This window comes from Paenibacillus sp. WG02 (assembly GCF_055396115.1).
Genome location: NZ_AP036016.1, coordinates 4,648,362 through 4,666,538, shown reverse-complemented (window position 1 = coordinate 4,666,538; position 18,177 = coordinate 4,648,362). Strand labels below are relative to the sequence as shown.

Here is an 18,177-nt window from a genome sequence, read left to right as displayed (position 1 = left end):
ACAGTTAGGAGGTTTGTTGCTTTACTTTCTTATTGTAGGCTCGATACTCTTTGTACCATTGAAATAGCCACACTCCTAAGGTGAAATAGACCCCGCTTGCCAAATATCCGCCAATGACATCACTAGGGTAATGAACCCCTAGATATATCCGACTTATCCCAATAAGTCCGATCATTACGATACAGATTAGGATAGTGATCGTTCTTCCGATTCTCGTAGAAATATGCCGCCAGAGAAGAAAAGCTAGAGACGCGTAAAGCGCGAAGGCTTCCATGGAATGTCCACTAGGAAAACTGTAGCCAGTTTCTTGGATAAGTCTATGCAGGTCGGGCCTTTGGCGAGCAAAATACAATTTGAGCAGAAGATTAATGATGCCTGTACCTGCAACTATAGAGACAAAGAAAACGAGCTCAAAGCGATGATGTAAAACGAAATAAAGAAAAAATATGGCAGAGAGGGCAATTACGATTACTATAGGAGTTGAACCAATGAAAGTGAATACTTTCATGAGTAGAGTGAGTCCAGGCGATTCCATTCCTTGAATGAAGGTAATTACATTGTGATCGAATTGCGCGATCTGTTGGCCTTGAATGTGGGAAGCAATTAGGGAAAAGCATAGAAGTGATAAGATGCAAAGAATAAGGACAAAAGTAATCTTAAGTTTTGGGATCATGGTAGGTTCTCCAAATTCACAAATTTATAGTATTTACAAATATTTAGTATATCATAAGGTTTATTTATGTATACAAGCCTGAATGGTATAAAAAGGTATTTCATCATGCCTATGCTTTTAGAGTTTGAATCTCTCGATCTGATCCCATTTATTCTCGAGCTCTAATATTCGCTTTTGCATGGAGCCAAAGAGGTCAAAGTGGGGATAAGAAGGGCTATGGTGAATATATTGCGGGTTGAGTCCATGTGATACGCACCATTTGGATAGCCGATCCAAATCTGAACAGCCCACTTTCGTAACAGTTCGAATGCCAACAAAGCGTTTATCCAGCCAGTAATGAGTCAAAAAGGCAATCTCGCCGCGGCTTACGGCAGCCTTCCATTGTTGAAGTTCTTCTCTTTTAATGCCAAAGGCCATTGGGCTTCCATCCTTTTTGCTTAGAATTCGTAAAAGTGTGTTATAATTATACAATATAAGACAAGATGAGGCAGGGAATGACCTGCTTCTTTTTATTTTTAAAAATGAATTTGGCTTTTGTATTGCTTCATACCCATAAAAACAAGTAAAATAGAAGAGAAGCATTATTTGATCGATGTAAAGCCAACGATGCCAACAAGGGATTGGATCCTTTTCAATGAGGAAGAACCAGACGGTCAGCATGTTTTTACCCACAAGAAAATAAACGGTTTAAAGGAAAAGGGGACATTTAAAAGTGAACGTTCATTTAAATTTTACGAACAAGGGAAAACTGGTTATTGAAAATTTTAACAATGAGGAATTAATTGAAATTTTCAGCCGATACATCAACACGTTAACGAAGAAATATGCGGTAGATGTTAAGGTCCTTGCAGAAGCTAATCAGAACATTGTTGAAGACGGTTCATTTAAAGTTATCCTTTCCAATGTACAGTGTGATGTTGAAACTTTTTTCAAAGAACTCGGAAGAGACATTAAAGTGCCTTTGAAGAAAAGATCTGATGGAAAATTGGAGAACGTGTTTAAAATCCAGGTTATTGAGTAAATTACGGAGGCAAGTATGCTTAGTTTAGAAGAAAAATTAGCTATCGTGGAATCTTTTCCCGAGTTAGAACGGAAAAATGTATCACTAGGCCGAATCAATTTTCATTACGAAGATAGTGCATATGATAAGAAGGCGGTTGTTTATCACCTGCACCCAAACGGTAATGGTTTTGTATACGCGGAATATATCAAAGGATATGCTACGGACAGCAAAGGGTTAATCAATATCCGTGATTTCAGCGCGGAAGAGCTGCGAGACATTATCGAGAAGTCGATTCAATCTTTAACGGGTAAGACATCCAAGAAGCTTCTGAAGAATGATACCGAACAACAAGACGAGCATTGGATCGATGAAGACGGCCATCACTTGGTCGTTACCTTCGTTGAAGATTTATGGTATATCTATGCTGGAAGCAATCTAGACTGCGCCTTTGAAACCTATGAAGAGGTTCAGGAGTATCTAGCAGAAGAAGGATTCATTAAAAAGTAAGACGTTTATTGTACGTAGCCCTTATTAGAGGGCTATTTGTGCTATAATTGATGGAAAATTGATCTAGTAGCAATTGATTCTAGTGGGGGTATTTTCGTGAAATTTAGACCTTGTATCGATTTACACAACGGTAAAGTTAAACAAATCGTAGGTGAGACCTTAAGTACGGAAGGGAAGGAAATCATTGAAAATTTTGTTTCCTCTTATGACTCAACCTATTATGCCGCGATGTTCAAAAGGGATCATCTACTTGGCGGACATGTCATCATGCTCGGTGACGGGAATAAGGATGAAGCCGTGAGCGCGCTGCGCGAATATCCTGGCGGTTTGCAAATTGGCGGGGGTATTCATGCGGAGAATGCCAGCTACTATCTTGAACAAGGTGCTTCGCACGTCGTTGTTACCTCTTATATTTTCCGCGACGGGCAACTGAACATGGACAATCTGAAACGAATCGTAGCTGAGGTAGGAAAAAATAATTTGGTTATCGATCTCAGTTGTAAAGAGAAAGAAGGCAAATGGTTCGTTGCTACTAACCAATGGAAGCAATTGAGTGACTTTGAATTGAATAAAGAAAATATCCGGTTTCTGGAACAATATTGTGATGAGTTTCTGATTCACGCTGTTGATGTAGAGGGCAAACAAAGCGGGATTCAGCAAAGCTTGGTCAGTACGTTGGCAGATTGGGTTGTAATTCCGACTACCTACGCAGGTGGGGCAAGATCATTCGCGGATATTGAGCTATTCAAAGAGTTATCCAGCGGCAAGCTGGATATCACCATTGGGAGTGCCTTAGATATTTTCGGTGGTAAGCTCTCCTATGATGAAGTCGTAACCTATATGAACGAGTTAGCTTAGCTAAGAACAGCAGATACCTTTGTTTAAAGGTGTCTGCTTTTTAATTAGATGGTTCGACTTCAATTGTTGTTCGATGAATTAAACGTTATTATTAAAGCTGTACATTTGAATGCAGTAAATTAACGATTCGGTGAACTAGGAGATGTTTGATGGATGGCGCGCTGGCAAAGACTTTACTACTTGGGTATGGTTTTAGTCCTGATATTAGCTGTAACAGGGGAATTGATATGGCTGCCGGATCCCTTGCGGTTGGGTACAAGGATTTATTGGATAGATGCGATTGATCTACTGATCTATGTTCTTGCTTTGATTCCTATCATTTGGATGGTTGGCGCACTTAGGCATATGTTATCGCAGGGAAATATCTGGGGTCGCGTTCGAAGTATCGCGGTAATCGCAGCTTCCTTGGCGAGTGCAATAATCCTGTTAACAATTCCGAAAAAGATTGAAATTTCGGTGAGTATTTTTCTTATAACATGGTTACTAGTATTTATAGATTTATTTTTCCATGAACGAAAACGTCGCAAAATGCCTGTTCAGAGTGTAACTGTGCTTGTTTCCACTTTGTGTCTATTGCTTGTGATGTTCTGGCCGACGAATGTCTTGGTTACTTACCCAGGTTTGACCTTAAATATGAATCGTTACGCTCAGGCAAATGGGGGAAGTGCTCATGGAGAAATTTCGGGTGTGCTCGTCTTTGAGCGGCCAGCCTTCCCGATCGATTGGCTATATGCGAAGCTTTTTGCTAAGTATACTTTTGAACCAAATAATCTCGGTATGTCTCTAGGGGAGTACAACCAAGAAGTTCGTACGATGAAGGAGGATGCGAACGCCGCGGGGAGTGCGATTGCTTATCAGAAAGTAGGCAAGGGCAAGGGAATCACCTCGCATGGGGTTCGCATTACGGCGATTCTAAAAGATAGCCCCGGCGCTGGCGTCTTGCAGCTAAGTGATGTGATCGAGAAAGTAAATGATGATATCGTTACTACGGTACAAGAGCTGACAGCCCGCATGAAAATGACCAAGCCCGGAGATCAAGTGAGGGTGGTGGTGCTGCGCGGCGGACAGCAAGTTAGTCTCTCGGTTAAGACACGGGCAAATCCGGACGATCCGAGCCGTGCTGCCTTCGGCATTCAAGTTGCGAATGAGGTGCAATATGATATTCCAGAGGCGGTGAGATATCATAACTATTTATTGCATGAGGGAGGACCCTCGCACGGTGCAGTGCTTGCTCTAACATTGATTGATCAGCTCACACCTTGCGGAGTTACTTATGGCAATCGTGTTGCAGGCACGGGAACCATGGAGCCAGATGGCTCGATCGGTCCTGTTGGAGGCTTAGAGCAGAAAGCCTATAGCGTCAGCAGAACGGATGCCGATGTATTCTTTGTTCCATCCCAAAATGAATCGGAAGCAAGACGAGGAGCACCTGGGCTGCTTATTGTACCTGTGAATACGATTGACGATATGTTAAATTGGTTGCGCAATAATCCTAAGCAAAAAAGTCAGTCAACTTGCTCGTAGTCAACAAAAGCGCATGTTGTCGCATTGACAGCGGCGCTTTTTTCATAATCTACTATTCACAAAACTTATATTTTCTTAACAATATTTGTATAAAATATATAATTAATAGACTACTCATCGGAGGTCATGCATAATGGACTCGTTATTTGAACTAGAGAAGAAAATAGAAGCTAAAAGAGATGAGCTAAACCATGCGGGAAACATGTACGAGCTGCGCTCCGAGTTCATATTGCGATTATCTGGTGAGTTGGATGAATTATTAAATACTTATCAAATATTGATAGCTTGTTAGTCTCTAGACGCTTCATAAATCTTTCGTGCAATAAGCTTCGGTTCGTATTCCGTTGTTGACATATGATCACCGTGTGCTTGAATAAATCGATATAATCCTAGTCGGCTTGACATATGTGGATGCCAGCCATAATCTGGATTGCCAAGTGGTATAGCAGAGTCTTCCATCAGATGAACATAGCTTTTGGGTACTTGCAGACTGTAAAATTTCTTTAAATCTAACTTTTCAAAGAGGGGTTGTGCCGGTTCTGGTGAAACTTTTTTATAGAGCTGTTGAACTTGCGCATAACTTGCTAGATTTGCAAAGGATTCTCTGTAAACAGGAAAAGGAAGCATCACTGTATTATTCTTAGAGCTTTCTACGAGCTGTTTAAACATTGCTAGCATAGAGGGTGGAAACTCGTCGGCTAGCGATCCCCCATCTTTAATTACAAATGCGTTCATGAATACGAGTCTTTTCAGACGATCGGGGATAAGCTCTGCTACTTTTTGGACTAAACTGCCACCGAAGCTGTGGCCAACCAATATAATGTTTTTTAAATTGCGAGATGTTACGTAATCAGCGATGGATTTGGTCATCACTGCATGTGTAACATTCTTGTTAGGGTCAGCGCCATGTCCTGGGTATTCAGGAACATATACGGTATGGCCTTTTTTACGTAATTCAGAAGCAACCCCAGACCAAAAGCCTGTATCTGCCCACGAGCCGTGAATCAGTACAAAAGTGAGAGGCTGATCTCTTTCACGGTACTCATGTTCAAAATCCTGAGCCCAAGGAGCCTGAGTCATGTAAGGCCATGCGGGATGCGGAACCGGGGGGTGGTTCGGATGCTGAAACGGCCAGGCTTGAAGTGGCTGCGACAGGTTTTCATACGTATAAGTCATAATGGTCTTCCTCTCAAAGTTTATGCATTACTGTATGCCCAGAATGCCCATTTGCTACAATAAAGCAAAATGACGTCCGTTATGGACGTCAATCTTAGAAAGTTCGGACTCCATAGCTGTCCCCTCTGCGAACTGAAGGTAAATGAATCGTTTTCACATGCTCACTATGCAGTATCGATTTCCCGGTAGCTGTATGAAGCTCGAGAAAAGGGTGGTCCGCTGAATGAAGTACGCCGATTTTGCTCGGATTTTCTCCAAGATCCAGGACAACAAACTGGCTTTCCAGCTTTTTTAACTGTTGATCAAATGTACGGGAAAACGTAACTTGAGAAGGTTGGACGAGAAAATTCTCCATTTGCATCGAGTAAGGTGTCGTATTCGGATGGTAAGGGATCACATATTTGACGTGCTTCATCGAAATGAAAATCGTATGAAATACAGGGGAATGAAAAGCAAAATAATCATTCATGATGTGAGTTAAGTAGCCATGTATACTTTGATTGCCAGTGATATATATTTCAACGAACATCCCTTTAGCGCTCATTAACATCTTTCGATAAGAGATAGACGGAGATTGAAGATCAAACGGATATTCCGTAGGTGGATCTATGGTAGAGCTGGCATAGGTATCTAGCTTTAGATATTGTAAATGAATGATTGGAATATAGTAAAAATGAAATTCATTATAAATCACGATAAGATCACTGCCTACCTCAAGCAGCACTCCTTTTAAGGGTTGTTGGATCCCCGAAAATGACAGCTCCACTTGTTTATCAATTAGCATAATCATAGTTTCCACAGTTTGCACCTCCTTTCAATCTAGTAGAAATGCTTTATCCTCGTTGAATTAGTGCATAAATAACCCCAATTGGCGCGCTGAGTGCCGTAGCAATCAGCGCGCCTGCGACGAGATTGGGGGTATGGAATATGGGTATCATTTAGCAGCTCTACTAAATTTAACGAGAGCGGTATTTTTTTAACATAAGTTTAATCGCAACGATTTGTGATGCAGTTGCTTTACTGTTTTTGTTATTGTTGCCTTTGTTTTCTTTGTTTTCTTTGTTGTCTTTGTTGTTACTGTTGCTTTTGTTGTTATTGTTTTTATTGGAAGAGCTGTTCGAATTATTGCCATTGCTTTTATTTTTGTTAGCAACATTAATACTTTTGATATGGAAGATTGGAATACGGATGATTTCATTTTTTACAACAAGCAGCAAGAAGCCATCCATGGTTTGTACAAGAATACCTTCAATTTTCTCAGGGCCACCGCGGTTGATTTGAACATTTGAGAATCTCAATTGATTTAAAAGTCCATCAAAGGTATGCGCAATTTGAAAACGTTGAAAAGTTCTGCTTCTGCTGCTTCTGTTGCTTCTGTTGCTTCTGTTGCTTCTATTGCTTTTGTTGTCACTGTTACTTTTGTTACCACTGCTAGCATTGCTGTTCGCACCACTGATGCTTTTGATATGCTGTAATTGAATGAACACAATTGTTCTATCATTCATACGGACTACTAAGAAATCATGATGGACGGATAGTAATCTACCAACGATAGAATCAGGACCTCCGCGATTGATTTTAACCTCAGTGCCAATTAATGAACCTAAAAAGTTTAAACTCATTTTGTCATTTCCCCTCTCAGGAATGTGGTTTAGTTTGAATATAAGCAGCGGTTACTAGTTTGTGTGTTCACCTCCTGTACCAATATCATTGCTGCTCATTTGTAATATAAGTATATGTATCCGTTAAAGAGGAGGTACTAGATTACAATCTATTTTTGACATAATTCCACCATTAGAATGCAAATCTATTAATAATTAATTTATCTATATCAACCAATATCTCTATCCAATTCAAATCTTCTATCATAGACTGCACTATCAACTATAAGGAGGTTTTTAAAGATGGAGGTTAGTGTATCTAACAAAGGTGACAAAGCAAGCGGCAACAAAAATGAGAAAACACAAGCTCAAAAAAATGACAAAACAAGAGGCAGCAAAAATTGTGAAGACAAAACAAAAGGCAACAAAACTGGCGGAAACAAAACGAAAGGCAACAAATCGGGCGGAAACAAAACAAAAGGCAACAAAACTGGTGGAAACAAAACAAGAGGGAACAAATCGGGTGGAAACAAAACAAAAGGCAACAAATCGGGTGGAAACAAAACAAGAGGCAACAAATCGGGTGGAAACAAAACAAGAGGGAACAAGACTGGTGGAAACAAAACAAGAGGGAACAAGAGCCGTGGCAATCGAACATAATCACGAATAAATTAATCTAGAATGAAAGTCTATCTACTAAAGATAGGCTTTTTATTATGTAAAAAGGCGGTGTGCCATGATACCGACTCGACATATCGTAATCCAAGATCAGCAGCTTAGAAAGTTGAATGAAGATGTTTGGAGTAATCAATTCGTAAACGGGATACTTATTAGTAATGGTAAACGTGTTCCTATTAAGGTTCGTTATCGTGGTGGGCACACCCGAGAATATGCGAAGAAATCTTATGAAATTGTTTGCAAGGGTAAGACTTACCATCTGAATGCAGAGTATGACGATCCTTCGATGATACGGAATGCGCTCTCATTTCGATTTTTCCAACGTATTGGTGTACCGAGTCCACAAACTAAACATTTTGAATTGATTCTAAATGGAGAAGGTCTGGGGGTATATTTAGAAATAGAAGCGGTTGATAAAAACTTTTTCATGCAAAGGAGAATTAGTGCGCAATCCCTTTTCTATGCTGTGGATGATGATGCCAACTTTGAGCTGTTTCACCCGGAAACAAAAAGGAATAAGAGGACGATGTTTGAAGGATACGAGCAAATCATAGGTTTAAGCACCGAAAAAAAAGAACTGAGCGCATTCATTTCCAAGATAAATAAACTGTCCGGGAAGCCATTAGCTCAATACTTGCAATCCCATTTGGATATTGATAATTACTTACGATGGTTAGCCGGAGCTGTTTTAACCGGAAACTTCGATGGGTTTGATCAAAATTATGCGATCTATCGTCATAAGCCAAGCAAATTATACCGCATCATACCCTGGGACTACGAAGGCACTTGGGGGAGAAATTGCTATGGGAAAGTATGCGGGAGTAACTTGGTACGCCTGAAAGGCTACAATGGCTTGACTAATAAACTGATGAGTTTCAAGAGTGTTAGGCTGCGTTATAAACAAATTCTTAATTCCATTCTTCGTACATCATTTACAAGGAAACAGATAGCTCCAATGATTGAACAATTACACGGTACGATAGCCCCTTATATGCTGTATGATCATAATCGGAAGTGGCCTTATTCGGAATTCAGAGGTGAGCCGGAATTAATTATAAACTATATTAAGGAAAGGCGGGAAATTATTAAGAAAGAAATGGAAAAGCTTTAGCCAACCAAATGCATCATAGCATTTGGTTTTTTTGTTGTTTCATTTCTCTTTTACTAGACAAGAGTGGAATATTTGAGAGATGGGGTTAAGTGTTTATAGCAAGATGAATACAGGTCCCGTATACATACTGTATCAGTATCTACTAATGATAGATGGTGGTAGATGGTAGAAGGGAGGGAATGACAATGGTCGTCATGGTTATCATTATGCTTGCAGGGGTTCTACTATACTTTTTACTTAAACCGCCAATACAGCCCGAAATAGAAACCGTTTATGAAAATGTAAATTCCGTAGATTTGGATATGCCGGATATGGCATTCATCAAGAGAATAGACGTATGACACAGTGGACGTAGAGTAAGATGACTTTTTCAATAAGCGGGGTGAAAAATAAATGATTGGTTCTGCAACGATAACCCTTACGATAGCTGCATTTGTGATGACTGTTATCCTTATTCTTTGGCGTCCTAAGGAGATGAACGAAGCTATTCCTGCTATGGGAGGTGCTTTCCTAGTCCTTATAAGTGGGAGTGTTTCTTTCGCTGATTTACTTAAAATTACAAATACCATCAGTGACGCTGCCATAACGATTATGGCTACCATTGTCATGGCAATTGTATTAGAGAACTTCGGTTTCTTCCAATGGGCGGCAGAAGGTTTAATGGCTAGAGCCAAAGGATCGGGGATCCGTCTATTCTGGTATGTTAATCTACTTTGTTTTTTAATGACTCTATTCTTCAACAATGATGGCAGCATTATGATAACAACGCCTATATTACTCATTGTTCTAGAGAAACTAGGACTAAAAAATCACCAGAAAATTCCCTACTTACTTTCCGGTGCGCTAATCGCTACGGCTTCTAGCGCTCCTATAGGAGTCAGTAATATTGTTAATCTAATAGCGCTGAAAATTGTCGGAATGGATTTATATATGCACACTTTAATGATGTTTATTCCTTCTACTTTGGGGCTACTCGTATTTTTGTTGCTGTTATTCCTCTGTTTCTACCGCATACTTCCTAAGAAATTGCCATTAAATGCAATAGGACCAAGAAATCATCCTTTAAGCAACGTTAAGCTTCCTAATAACTTACCAGAGATAAAAGATCGAACAAAATTCATGAGAAATATTTTACTGTTCGTTTTTATGGTTCGGGTAAGTCTTTTTATTGCCTCCTATTACGGAATACCTGTAAGTATCGTAGCTGTGCTAGGTTCAACTATTCTACTTGCTTGGCGCTGGTTTTATCTCAAAATATCTCCTGTCGATATGGTAAAGAAGACACCATGGCATATTCTCGTGTTTGCCTTTGGCATGTACGTTATCATATTTGGATTAAATAATATTGGCCTAACCCATATGCTTGTTAGTACCTTTAAACCATTAGTTTCTGGCGATTTATTAAACGGGAGCTTACTAATGGGAACTCTGGTCACACTTCTATCTACGTTAGTAAATAATCACCCGGCATTAATGATTGGTACACTAACATTAACGGGAATGGAGCTAGACCCACTAACTTTAAAAGTAACCTACTTAGCCAGTGTAGTTGGTAGTGATCTTGGAGCTCTACTTTTGCCAATCGGTACGCTAGCTTCGCTAATTTGGCTCCATATCCTTAAGCAGCATAAAGTTAAAATTAGCTGGAAGGATTATTGCAAGGTCACATTCTTAACGATTCCCCCTGCTTTAATATTCACACTGGTTTGTCTTTCCTTTTGGGTAAAGTGGATTTTTTAAAAATGGATAGTTAAGGAGGTTATCAACCATGATGTATTTCAACACGTATATCGGAAAGATGGTACAAATTGAGTTAATTGGAGATCGTGATAGAATTGGCTACCTAATCGATGTAGGACCAGATATCATCGTCATTTACACGGAAAAGAAGTACTTATATATGCCTATCACTCATATTAGAAATATCACTTTACAGGCGGACGATGACAAAATGAACACGGAATCTCCACCTGCCTCCGTTAAGCAAACCGGAGAGATCTCTTATGACCAGATCTTAACCAATGCGATCGATCGATTCGTAGAAATTTATATTGCCAATAATCAGACAATCCACGGTTATGTAAAACATATTGCTCAAGACTACATGGTGTTTTATTCGCCTCTTTATCAAGTTATGTACATTCCTTTGTTTCATCTAAAATGGATCAGTCCATACCAAACCCACCAGACGCCCTATTCGCAATCGCAAAATCAAATGGCAGCTAATCCAACCGATCCAACTTTTGCTATGCTCCCGAATACCTTTGAACAGCTGCTCAAAGATTTGGAAGGAGAAATCGTCTGTTTTGACTCTGGTTTACATGCAAACAAGATTGGCTTGCTGCAGAAATTAAATCTTCCTTTTGTTGAACTAATCACGGCCGATGAGAAAAAGCTGCATTACAACATTCAACATATTAAGAATTGCATTCCCTTTAATAAGTGAAAGCAGTTTTCCACTTCTGGTAGAAGGATAGTTAGCCAGAAATGGGTAACTGTCTTTCTTTTTTTTGTTTAGGAGGTACTTTATGGTAAGATGGGAGTTGTTTTTTCATAAAATGGAGTAAAGTAGGTTCAAGCCGATGACACATAAGGATCAGAAGATTTATCGTTTCAGTGAAGCACCCATTTGGGAGCTTCAGCGAACTTATTATGAAGAGCAGGGAATTGGTGCATGGCAGAGTGAAGAGGTTCCACAATACATAACTAGTAATCCAAGTATAGCGGTAGCCTATGCCGAGATCATATTTGGGTTTCTTCAAGATAGAGCAAATCTTGGTTTCTCATTGGAACCGGTGACGATTCTAGAGCTTGGAGCGGGTTCTGGCAGATTAGCCTATCATATTGTAAAAGAACTATGTGAGCTGAGGGATTATTCAGGTATCACTCTTCCACCTTTTCGATATGTCATGAGTGATCTAGCATTCAAAAATATCAATTTTTGGCAGCAGCACCGCAGTTTACTTCCCTTTGTGGAGCAAGGGGTTCTGGACTTTGCACAATTTGACGCTGTGCAGGGTACTGAACTTCATTTGACGCAATCTGGTGATCGAATTAGAAGGGGTGACTTGCAGCAGCCGCTGCTGGTCATTGCGAATTACTTTTTTGATAGTATTCCACAAGAACTGATCTATGTAGACGAAAACAAAATTTATGAATGCATGGTTTCTTTGCATTTTCCGGAAGGTGCCGCCGAACGAAGTGCTTCGGATATGCTGAAGAACGTCATTCCCGAGTATCATTATCGAAGAGCTGATGAATATGAAAAGGAATCATACCCTTATCGCGATGTTGTAGGATTGTATTCACAGAAGCTGGAGGATTCCCATATCCTCTTCCCGGCAGTTGGACTGCAATGTTTGGAACGTCTTGGAATGCTCTCACAAGAAGGATTTCTCCTGCTCACTGCGGATAAAGGAGACCACCGAATAGAGAACTGGGAATATAACGAGCCTCCCAAGCTGATTCATCATGGAAGCTTTTCCCTGACAGCCAATTATCATGCCATTGGGTATGTCTTTGAGCAAAAGGGTGCCATGAGCTTATTCACATCACATCCCTATAACCATTTGAACATAGGGTGTATGCTTATGCTGATCAATCCACACAGTTATGGTCTCACACGCTTAGCCTACCGACGGTTTGTCGAACGTTTTGGTCCAGATGATTTTTTCAGTATCAAAGAATGGTTTGATTCGCATTTGGATCTTATGGAAATTAACCAGCTTCTCGCTTTTTGGCGCTTGGGCGGGTATGATGCCCAATTGTTCCTACAAAGCGCGAAGCGCCTATCGAATCTAATTCCCGCCTGTGATGAAGAAGAATTATTGGACATACGACAAGGAATCCAGCTGATGTGGGAAGGATATTATCCGATGGAATTAAACCGTGATTTAGCTTTGGACTGCGCTATGTTATTGTATCAGATGGATATGTTCAAGGATGCTTTGCTGTTCTTCGAACGGACCAACAATGAGTATAAGAATGATGCTTCTGTGCTGTATGAGATGGCCATTTGCTACTACGAGGTCGGTGAAGACGCTTCTGCTAGGGAGTTTGCGCGCAATACACTGCAAGTAGCACCAGAACATGAAGGTGCTTTAGCGCTTATAAGTTTGTTTCCATCATTGTGATTTAGTAAAGAATATAACATAAGAGTGGTGAGATTGTGGAGGAGCAGTCTGCAGAGAGCAAAAGAATTATTCGATTTATATCGAGGACATTTTTTTCAAATGCATCGTGATGGCGTTTTCGAAGAATATAAAACATACGAAATAGAAAGTCAAATCGAAATTGACTGGTACAACGAATGGATTGATACCTGCACGAATCATCTCTCGATAAGAGACTGGGATGCGATCACAAGCTTAGAGTCACTAGCCAAATATTATCAAGATTCTCGTATACTTGATAATGTGATTGCTTTTGCTTCGCGCCATATTATGGGAGCCGATAGTATTGTAAAACTTATGTATGCGGAAAAGCTTATGGATCTAATCAAATCCTTAAAAAAGGTAGTTTCAAGAGAAAATAGGCATGCGGCGTATCAACTAACCTATAAGATGCTAGAAGATATTATTTTAAAACCATTGATTATTGACCCAGGCCATGAGTTGGATCAATATCATTTAAAAGACAAGAAGTCTCTCAACAGCAGAGCTAAAAAAAGTATGGACGAGATAAGAAATGTTCGGGATTGACCTTTATTTTAAAGCGATTTGGCAGAACAGGTAGATCAGGTAGATCAGGAAGAGCGGGCAGAACCTTCGGTTCTGCTTTTTGTGTTTGTTTGCATACTGGTAATTGTACAAGCAAACTGGTAAAAATTTCATATGCTGAATCATATGTTCATAATCGCTATAAAGGAGAGGATAGATATGGCTTGTGGGGCGCAAGCTTTGGGGGTTTGCTCTGTAGCAGAAGGAAATAACACCGTGGCGAGCGGAGATTTCTCTCACGCGGAAGGCATCAATACATTGGCGAGTTCCATTGCTTCTCATGCGGAGGGATATTTTACTCAAGCAACGGGACCTGCATCTCACGCTGAAGGCGGTGGTTCTCTGGCCATTGGCGTATACGCGCATGCCGAAGGACAGCAAACTAGTGCCGAAGATTTAGGGGCTCATGCGGAAGGGTTTTTGACGCGAGCGCAGAGTTTTGCTTCTCATGCCGAAGGCAGTGGTTCGCGAGCAATTGGACTTCATTCACATGCCGAAGGGCAGCAAACCAGTGCCGATGGCATAAATGCCCATGCGGAAGGAGAGTTGACGCAAGCCATGGGTCTCGATTCACATGCCGAAGGCTTAGAAACGATTGCGTCTGGTCAAAGCGCCCATGCTGAAGGCGAGAGCAACACAGCTAGCGGCAGAGCCTCTCATGCTGAAGGCAACTTAAACGTGGCAAGTGGGCTGTTCGCCCACGCGGAGGGGCAGAGAACAACGGCTTCAGGAGATTTATCACATGCCGAAGGGAATCAGACCATAGCTAGTGGTCAAAACGCCCATGCGGAAGGTGCATTGACAACCGCGAGCGGCTTCACCTCGCATACTGAGGGTGTAAACACACTGGCGAATAGTTTTTTTTCTCACGCCGAAGGACAAGAAACGTCAACAAACAATTTGGAAGGTGTGCACATTATGGGGCAATTTGGTGCCGCGAATGAGCTGACCTATTCTTGGTATTTAGCCAACGGGACAAGCAGCGAGGCAACTGGACTAGCTGCGAAAATATTAAGCAATGGCAATGTTAAAATTGACGGTACGGTAAGCAGTCCAGCAGCAGATTACGCGGAGATGTTCGAGACTACAGACGGCAACCCCATTGAACCAGGTTTTTTCGTCGCTTTGGAAGAGGACAAAGTTCGCATAGCTGATCCCACAGATCGCTATGTAGTTGGGATTACAAGTGCGAAACCAGCTTTTCTCTCGAACAGCGGGGAAATGCGCTGGAATCAGAAGTATGTGACGGATGAATGGGGAAGAACCCAATACCATGAAGTGACAGTTCGGGCATTGACAGATGCAAAAGGGGAAATAGTCATACCCGAACGAATTGAGCGACAACCTAGGTTAAATCCGGAATGGAACCCTACACATGTCTATATCCCTAGAGCAGAGAGACCCGAATGGGTTGCCGTAGGGATGCTCGGTAAGCTTCTAGTAAGGGATGATGGTTCCTGCCAAGCGGGCGGACTTTGCTTCCCAAACGAGAGTGGAGTGGCTACAGCATCTGATCATGGTTTTTATGTGCTAAAAAGAACCCGACCTAATCAGATTCTAGTACTAGTGGGGAAATCGTATTAAAACACTTGATAGATGAAATCCGGACAGGTTGCTTTCCAAGCGATAAGGTTCACCACATTTTAACTGGAGAATCTGCCTCTAATAATGCCATATGAAATGACAAAGAACCCACCTTTTTAAAAAAAGGAAGGGTTCTTATTTACATCATTGAAATCTATTTGCTTACATTCTACGGCCTGTAATGTAATGGCTTGTCCAATACGAACTATTGAAGTCACCGATGACTACACCTTTGTTCGGTAAATTGTTTATGAATTGACCATTACCTATGTAGATACCTACATGGTTAATTTGACCTGGTGTACTTACACTGAAAAATACCAAATCACCCGGTTGGAGCTGATTACGTGGAATGTAGGTGCCCAATTTGGCTTGAGCTTTAGATCCCCAAGGAATTTTAACGCCATTTAGTTGAAATACATATTGCGTGAAGGAAGAACAATCTAAACGCAAATGCTGAAGATCCCTCGAACCGAATACATAGGTGACTCGGCCTTGAAATGAGGCAGCTTGTGTTGACAATTTTATTTGCTAAACTGCCGCCAGCAGCAGGATTAGAAGGTGCAGGAGCGGGAGCAGGATTGGAAGGTGCAGGAGCAGGTGCAGGCACAGGCGCAGGTTTATTTTCATTTACGGTTACATAAGAGCGTGAAACATAGCCCTGTTTGCCATTGTAATCGACCAAAACCCAGTAGTCATTGGCAGCTTCCACAGGCAGTACAGTGCCTTGTTTAATAAATCCCCAAACGGGTGCACTTGTACTTTGATCGGCTCGGAAGTTAACACCCTTATTCACAGTTGCTGTTGCTACAGGGGCAGCAAAAGCACTAGTGGACAAGCCGCTAAACATGGAGAGCGCTAAACCTAAAGATAATATGGTTTTTTTTCCAAGGTAGTTCTTAATCTTTATTTGCATGAATTAACTTCCTCCTTCTGGTATAAAAGCTGAGGTGAATCTAGCACCTAATAATCACTTTAACATAGTTGAAAAACCCTAAAATTTACCGAATAGTGCCCAAACCCATAGCAGTCCTAGCCAAATTTGCCATTATTAGAATTTCGTTAGAATTTGATGAGTAATAATTCCTTGACAGGTAAATTTATCTCTTCTTAACAGTGAAAGCACTTTCGCGCCAATTGATTAATATGGGAGGGTTATTTGAGTTAGTGTAGAAATTGAGGATTTCATCTGATGATAGATAAAATTCCATATTCCCTTGGCGGGAGCGGTTTATTGTTTTATTTGGGGCTCGTTGATAAAGTGAACGATTGGGATATTGTTGTGGAATGTCCAATGATAAAACTGATAGAGGTATTAGACGATTTACCATGGACCGAACTTAAGAGTGGAGACTATCCATATGCAAGTAAGTTTCGCATTCAAATTCCCACCTTACATATTGATTTTATAGGTTCCTTCGCATTGCGAAACACCAAAGGAATAGTGAAGTTTCCCATTGAAAACGCAGCAATATGGCAGGGTGTCCAAGTCAGTCACCCAGAAATATGGTGCGTTGCCTATCGAATGATGGGTAGAAAGCATAAATCAGATCTCTTATTAAACTATCTGAAAAGCAATCGTATAAATAAACAATTGATGTTGAATTTTATAGGTAACGATCATTTAGATGACGAATTTAAACAAGAATTAAGTTCGGTCATGGAGCGGAGATAAAGTCTTCTTTTATATAGTAAAATCATTTGCAACATTATTTGTTTACTCCGCGTTAAGTAAGTTACTCAGAAACGAAGTTAACCAAAAACAGGCCCAAAGGAGAATAGAGCTGATGAAAAAAATAGCCGCTTTAACCGTAACAACCTTATTGTGCAGCAGTTTAACATTCGGTTCAGCTTTTGCTTTTTTGGATTTAGAAGAAGGACAATCAGAATCCATTCTGGCCTTAAAAGACCGCGGGGTCGTAAGTGGAATCGATCAGGAGCACTTTGTTCCTAGAGGGAAAATTAGCTATGCACAGAGCGTGCAAATGATTGTAAAAGGCTTGGATCTGAACTTAGATTTAATGAAGTTCAAAAAACAGCCGATAGCAACGGACATGTATTCGAATATATCGAATGATGCCTGGTATGCGGATGCTTTTATTATTGCTCATTATCATGGATTGCAGATTCCTAAGGATGTGAACCCGAATGCGACGATTACTCGCGAACAATTTGGGGACTTATTAGTTCATGCCTTAGAGAAGAAAGGTAATTTACCCCTGGTCAAAATGTTCATTCTGATCAAGGATGAGGATCAAATTACAATTGAGTATCAAGGAACTTTACAGAGACTGCTGCTTTATAAAATTACTACCCTTGATAAGGACGGTAAGTTTAATCCCAAAGGTGAGCTTACGCGTGGAGAAGCAGCAAGCTGGCTCTATAACGCTATCCGCGTGAAGGAAGCTCATATTCAAAAACCGGCTCCTATTGAAGAGGTAACGGTAAAAGTTGAGAAAGTAAATGATGAAGTTAACAAGGTAACACTGTCAAGAGGGGATAAACCAAACCCTGGCTATGGCATTGAAATTAATGCAATCCAGTTTAACCAAGATGGTCAGGCTGTCATTATGTATACTCTGCTCGAGCCGAAACCTGACATGATGTATGCTCAGGTGATAACTGAAGCCAAAACTGTCACGTATGTTTCGTCCAATTATAAGGTAGTAGCCGAACCTGCAGCTTCGAAATAAATAGCTTGTCAAAATTTAATGTGTCAAACATATTGACAACTAATAAAGAGA

At 40.7% G+C, this 18,177-nt stretch carries 22 protein-coding genes; 15 read left to right on the top strand and 7 right to left on the bottom strand.

Annotation, left to right across the window (positions count from 1 at the left end):
• Positions 1–4: 4 nt before the first annotated feature.
• Both ACBP55_RS21135 and ACBP55_RS21130 read right to left on the bottom strand, forming a co-directional pair.
• Entirely contained in the window at positions 5–673 is a 669-nt protein-coding gene (locus ACBP55_RS21135; protein WP_464644734.1) for a phosphatase PAP2 family protein, read from the bottom strand.
• 117 nt (positions 674–790) lie between these two features.
• Entirely contained in the window at positions 791–1,090 is a 300-nt protein-coding gene (locus ACBP55_RS21130; RefSeq protein ID WP_029198302.1) for a hypothetical protein, read from the bottom strand.
• A gap of 295 nt (positions 1,091–1,385) precedes the next feature.
• On the opposite strand from ACBP55_RS21130, the gene ACBP55_RS21125 reads away from it, so the two are divergent.
• The 5 genes from ACBP55_RS21125 to ACBP55_RS21105 all read left to right on the top strand — a co-directional run bounded on the left by ACBP55_RS21125 (position 1,386) and on the right by ACBP55_RS21105 (position 4,857).
• Positions 1,386–1,694: a hypothetical protein gene (locus tag ACBP55_RS21125; protein ID WP_029198301.1), complete on the top strand. Its 309-nt coding sequence runs from the start codon at positions 1,386–1,388 to the stop codon at positions 1,692–1,694.
• 15 nt (positions 1,695–1,709) lie between these two features.
• A complete protein-coding gene (locus tag ACBP55_RS21120) occupies positions 1,710–2,183 on the top strand; it encodes a hypothetical protein (protein WP_464644732.1) in 474 nt (157 codons plus the stop codon).
• A 96-nt stretch (positions 2,184–2,279) separates the two neighbouring features.
• Positions 2,280–3,041, top strand: a complete 762-nt coding sequence (gene hisA, locus ACBP55_RS21115) for a phosphoribosylformimino-5-aminoimidazole carboxamide ribotide isomerase (RefSeq protein WP_464644730.1) — start codon at positions 2,280–2,282, stop codon at positions 3,039–3,041.
• 153 nt (positions 3,042–3,194) lie between these two features.
• Complete coding sequence (locus tag ACBP55_RS21110) at positions 3,195–4,565, top strand: PDZ domain-containing protein (protein WP_464644728.1); 1,371 nt, start codon at positions 3,195–3,197, stop codon at positions 4,563–4,565.
• Between the two features lie 133 nt (positions 4,566–4,698).
• Positions 4,699–4,857: an aspartyl-phosphate phosphatase Spo0E family protein gene (locus tag ACBP55_RS21105; protein ID WP_082615121.1), complete on the top strand. Its 159-nt coding sequence runs from the start codon at positions 4,699–4,701 to the stop codon at positions 4,855–4,857.
• Here the strand turns inward: ACBP55_RS21105 and ACBP55_RS21100 are convergent.
• The 3 genes from ACBP55_RS21100 to ACBP55_RS21090 form a co-directional block, all read right to left on the bottom strand.
• Positions 4,854–5,741 (bottom strand): alpha/beta fold hydrolase, encoded by an 888-nt coding sequence (locus ACBP55_RS21100; protein ID WP_464644726.1) that lies wholly within the window; start codon positions 5,739–5,741, stop codon positions 4,854–4,856. The two genes, ACBP55_RS21105 and ACBP55_RS21100, sit on opposite strands and share 4 nt — an antisense overlap.
• Positions 5,742–5,835: 94 nt before the next feature.
• Positions 5,836–6,531, bottom strand: a complete 696-nt coding sequence (locus ACBP55_RS21095; protein WP_464653368.1) for a DUF2642 domain-containing protein — start codon at positions 6,529–6,531, stop codon at positions 5,836–5,838.
• A 166-nt stretch (positions 6,532–6,697) separates the two neighbouring features.
• Positions 6,698–7,363, bottom strand: coding sequence for a DUF6897 domain-containing protein (locus tag ACBP55_RS21090; protein ID WP_464644724.1), 666 nt, complete (start codon positions 7,361–7,363; stop codon positions 6,698–6,700).
• A gap of 292 nt (positions 7,364–7,655) precedes the next feature.
• Here ACBP55_RS21090 and ACBP55_RS21085 point away from each other — a divergent pair, with 292 nt between their 5' ends.
• The 8 genes from ACBP55_RS21085 (at position 7,656) to ACBP55_RS21050 (ending at position 15,433) form a co-directional block, all read left to right on the top strand.
• Entirely contained in the window at positions 7,656–8,012 is a 357-nt protein-coding gene (locus tag ACBP55_RS21085) for a hypothetical protein (RefSeq protein ID WP_464644723.1), read from the top strand.
• Between the two features lie 66 nt (positions 8,013–8,078).
• The gene (locus ACBP55_RS21080; protein WP_464644721.1) at positions 8,079–9,131 is read left to right on the top strand and encodes a CotH kinase family protein; all 1,053 of its coding nucleotides are present in this window, start codon (positions 8,079–8,081) and stop codon (positions 9,129–9,131) included.
• Positions 9,132–9,316: 185 nt separating this feature from the next.
• On the top strand, positions 9,317–9,472 hold the full coding sequence (locus ACBP55_RS21075) for a hypothetical protein (RefSeq protein ID WP_464644720.1): 156 nt from the start codon (positions 9,317–9,319) through the stop codon (positions 9,470–9,472).
• A gap of 52 nt (positions 9,473–9,524) precedes the next feature.
• Positions 9,525–10,871, top strand: a complete 1,347-nt coding sequence (locus ACBP55_RS21070) for an arsenic transporter (RefSeq protein ID WP_464644718.1) — start codon at positions 9,525–9,527, stop codon at positions 10,869–10,871.
• 28 nt (positions 10,872–10,899) lie between these two features.
• The gene (locus tag ACBP55_RS21065) at positions 10,900–11,577 is read left to right on the top strand and encodes a DUF2642 domain-containing protein (RefSeq protein WP_464644716.1); all 678 of its coding nucleotides are present in this window, start codon (positions 10,900–10,902) and stop codon (positions 11,575–11,577) included.
• A 136-nt stretch (positions 11,578–11,713) separates the two neighbouring features.
• Positions 11,714–13,264 carry a tetratricopeptide repeat protein gene (locus tag ACBP55_RS21060; RefSeq protein WP_464644715.1) on the top strand — a complete coding sequence of 517 codons (1,551 nt, stop codon included), beginning with the start codon at positions 11,714–11,716 and terminating at the stop codon, positions 13,262–13,264.
• 99 nt (positions 13,265–13,363) lie between these two features.
• Positions 13,364–13,831, top strand: a complete 468-nt coding sequence (locus tag ACBP55_RS21055; RefSeq protein ID WP_464644713.1) for a hypothetical protein — start codon at positions 13,364–13,366, stop codon at positions 13,829–13,831.
• A gap of 177 nt (positions 13,832–14,008) precedes the next feature.
• Entirely contained in the window at positions 14,009–15,433 is a 1,425-nt protein-coding gene (locus ACBP55_RS21050; protein WP_464644711.1) for a peptidase G2 autoproteolytic cleavage domain-containing protein, read from the top strand.
• A 162-nt stretch (positions 15,434–15,595) separates the two neighbouring features.
• Here ACBP55_RS21050 and ACBP55_RS21045 read toward each other — a convergent pair whose 3' ends face one another.
• Together ACBP55_RS21045 and ACBP55_RS21040 are read right to left on the bottom strand one after the other, a co-directional pair.
• The gene (locus ACBP55_RS21045; RefSeq protein WP_464644710.1) at positions 15,596–15,886 is read right to left on the bottom strand and encodes a C40 family peptidase; all 291 of its coding nucleotides are present in this window, start codon (positions 15,884–15,886) and stop codon (positions 15,596–15,598) included.
• Positions 15,831–16,349, bottom strand: coding sequence for an SH3 domain-containing protein (locus ACBP55_RS21040; protein WP_464644709.1), 519 nt, complete (start codon positions 16,347–16,349; stop codon positions 15,831–15,833). The genes ACBP55_RS21045 and ACBP55_RS21040 overlap by 56 nt, the downstream gene beginning before the upstream one ends.
• A 276-nt stretch (positions 16,350–16,625) precedes the next feature.
• On the opposite strand from ACBP55_RS21040, the gene ACBP55_RS21035 reads away from it, so the two are divergent.
• Together ACBP55_RS21035 and ACBP55_RS21030 are read left to right on the top strand one after the other, a co-directional pair.
• Positions 16,626–17,108: a hypothetical protein gene (locus ACBP55_RS21035; RefSeq protein ID WP_464644708.1), complete on the top strand. Its 483-nt coding sequence runs from the start codon at positions 16,626–16,628 to the stop codon at positions 17,106–17,108.
• A 112-nt stretch (positions 17,109–17,220) separates the two neighbouring features.
• The gene (locus ACBP55_RS21030; RefSeq protein ID WP_464644707.1) at positions 17,221–18,126 is read left to right on the top strand and encodes a protease complex subunit PrcB family protein; all 906 of its coding nucleotides are present in this window, start codon (positions 17,221–17,223) and stop codon (positions 18,124–18,126) included.
• Positions 18,127–18,177 lie beyond the last annotated feature (51 nt).

Coding starts and splice junctions, on each gene's coding strand:
- ACBP55_RS21050 (WP_464644711.1), top strand. CDS start 14,009: ATGGCTTGTGGGGCGCAAGCTTTGGGGGTTTGCTCTGTAGCAGAAGGA.
- ACBP55_RS21070 (WP_464644718.1), top strand. CDS start 9,525: ATGATTGGTTCTGCAACGATAACCCTTACGATAGCTGCATTTGTGATG.
- ACBP55_RS21095 (WP_464653368.1), bottom strand. CDS start 6,531: ATGATTATGCTAATTGATAAACAAGTGGAGCTGTCATTTTCGGGGATC.
- ACBP55_RS21135 (WP_464644734.1), bottom strand. CDS start 673: ATGATCCCAAAACTTAAGATTACTTTTGTCCTTATTCTTTGCATCTTA.
- ACBP55_RS21105 (WP_082615121.1), top strand. CDS start 4,699: ATGGACTCGTTATTTGAACTAGAGAAGAAAATAGAAGCTAAAAGAGAT.
- ACBP55_RS21130 (WP_029198302.1), bottom strand. CDS start 1,090: ATGGCCTTTGGCATTAAAAGAGAAGAACTTCAACAATGGAAGGCTGCC.
- ACBP55_RS21035 (WP_464644708.1), top strand. CDS start 16,626: ATGATAGATAAAATTCCATATTCCCTTGGCGGGAGCGGTTTATTGTTT.
- ACBP55_RS21055 (WP_464644713.1), top strand. CDS start 13,364: ATGCATCGTGATGGCGTTTTCGAAGAATATAAAACATACGAAATAGAA.
- ACBP55_RS21090 (WP_464644724.1), bottom strand. CDS start 7,363: ATGAGTTTAAACTTTTTAGGTTCATTAATTGGCACTGAGGTTAAAATC.
- ACBP55_RS21120 (WP_464644732.1), top strand. CDS start 1,710: ATGCTTAGTTTAGAAGAAAAATTAGCTATCGTGGAATCTTTTCCCGAG.
- ACBP55_RS21060 (WP_464644715.1), top strand. CDS start 11,714: ATGACACATAAGGATCAGAAGATTTATCGTTTCAGTGAAGCACCCATT.
- ACBP55_RS21030 (WP_464644707.1), top strand. CDS start 17,221: ATGAAAAAAATAGCCGCTTTAACCGTAACAACCTTATTGTGCAGCAGT.
- ACBP55_RS21065 (WP_464644716.1), top strand. CDS start 10,900: ATGATGTATTTCAACACGTATATCGGAAAGATGGTACAAATTGAGTTA.
- ACBP55_RS21075 (WP_464644720.1), top strand. CDS start 9,317: ATGGTCGTCATGGTTATCATTATGCTTGCAGGGGTTCTACTATACTTT.
- ACBP55_RS21110 (WP_464644728.1), top strand. CDS start 3,195: ATGGCGCGCTGGCAAAGACTTTACTACTTGGGTATGGTTTTAGTCCTG.
- ACBP55_RS21080 (WP_464644721.1), top strand. CDS start 8,079: ATGATACCGACTCGACATATCGTAATCCAAGATCAGCAGCTTAGAAAG.
- ACBP55_RS21040 (WP_464644709.1), bottom strand. CDS start 16,349: ATGCAAATAAAGATTAAGAACTACCTTGGAAAAAAAACCATATTATCT.
- ACBP55_RS21100 (WP_464644726.1), bottom strand. CDS start 5,741: ATGACTTATACGTATGAAAACCTGTCGCAGCCACTTCAAGCCTGGCCG.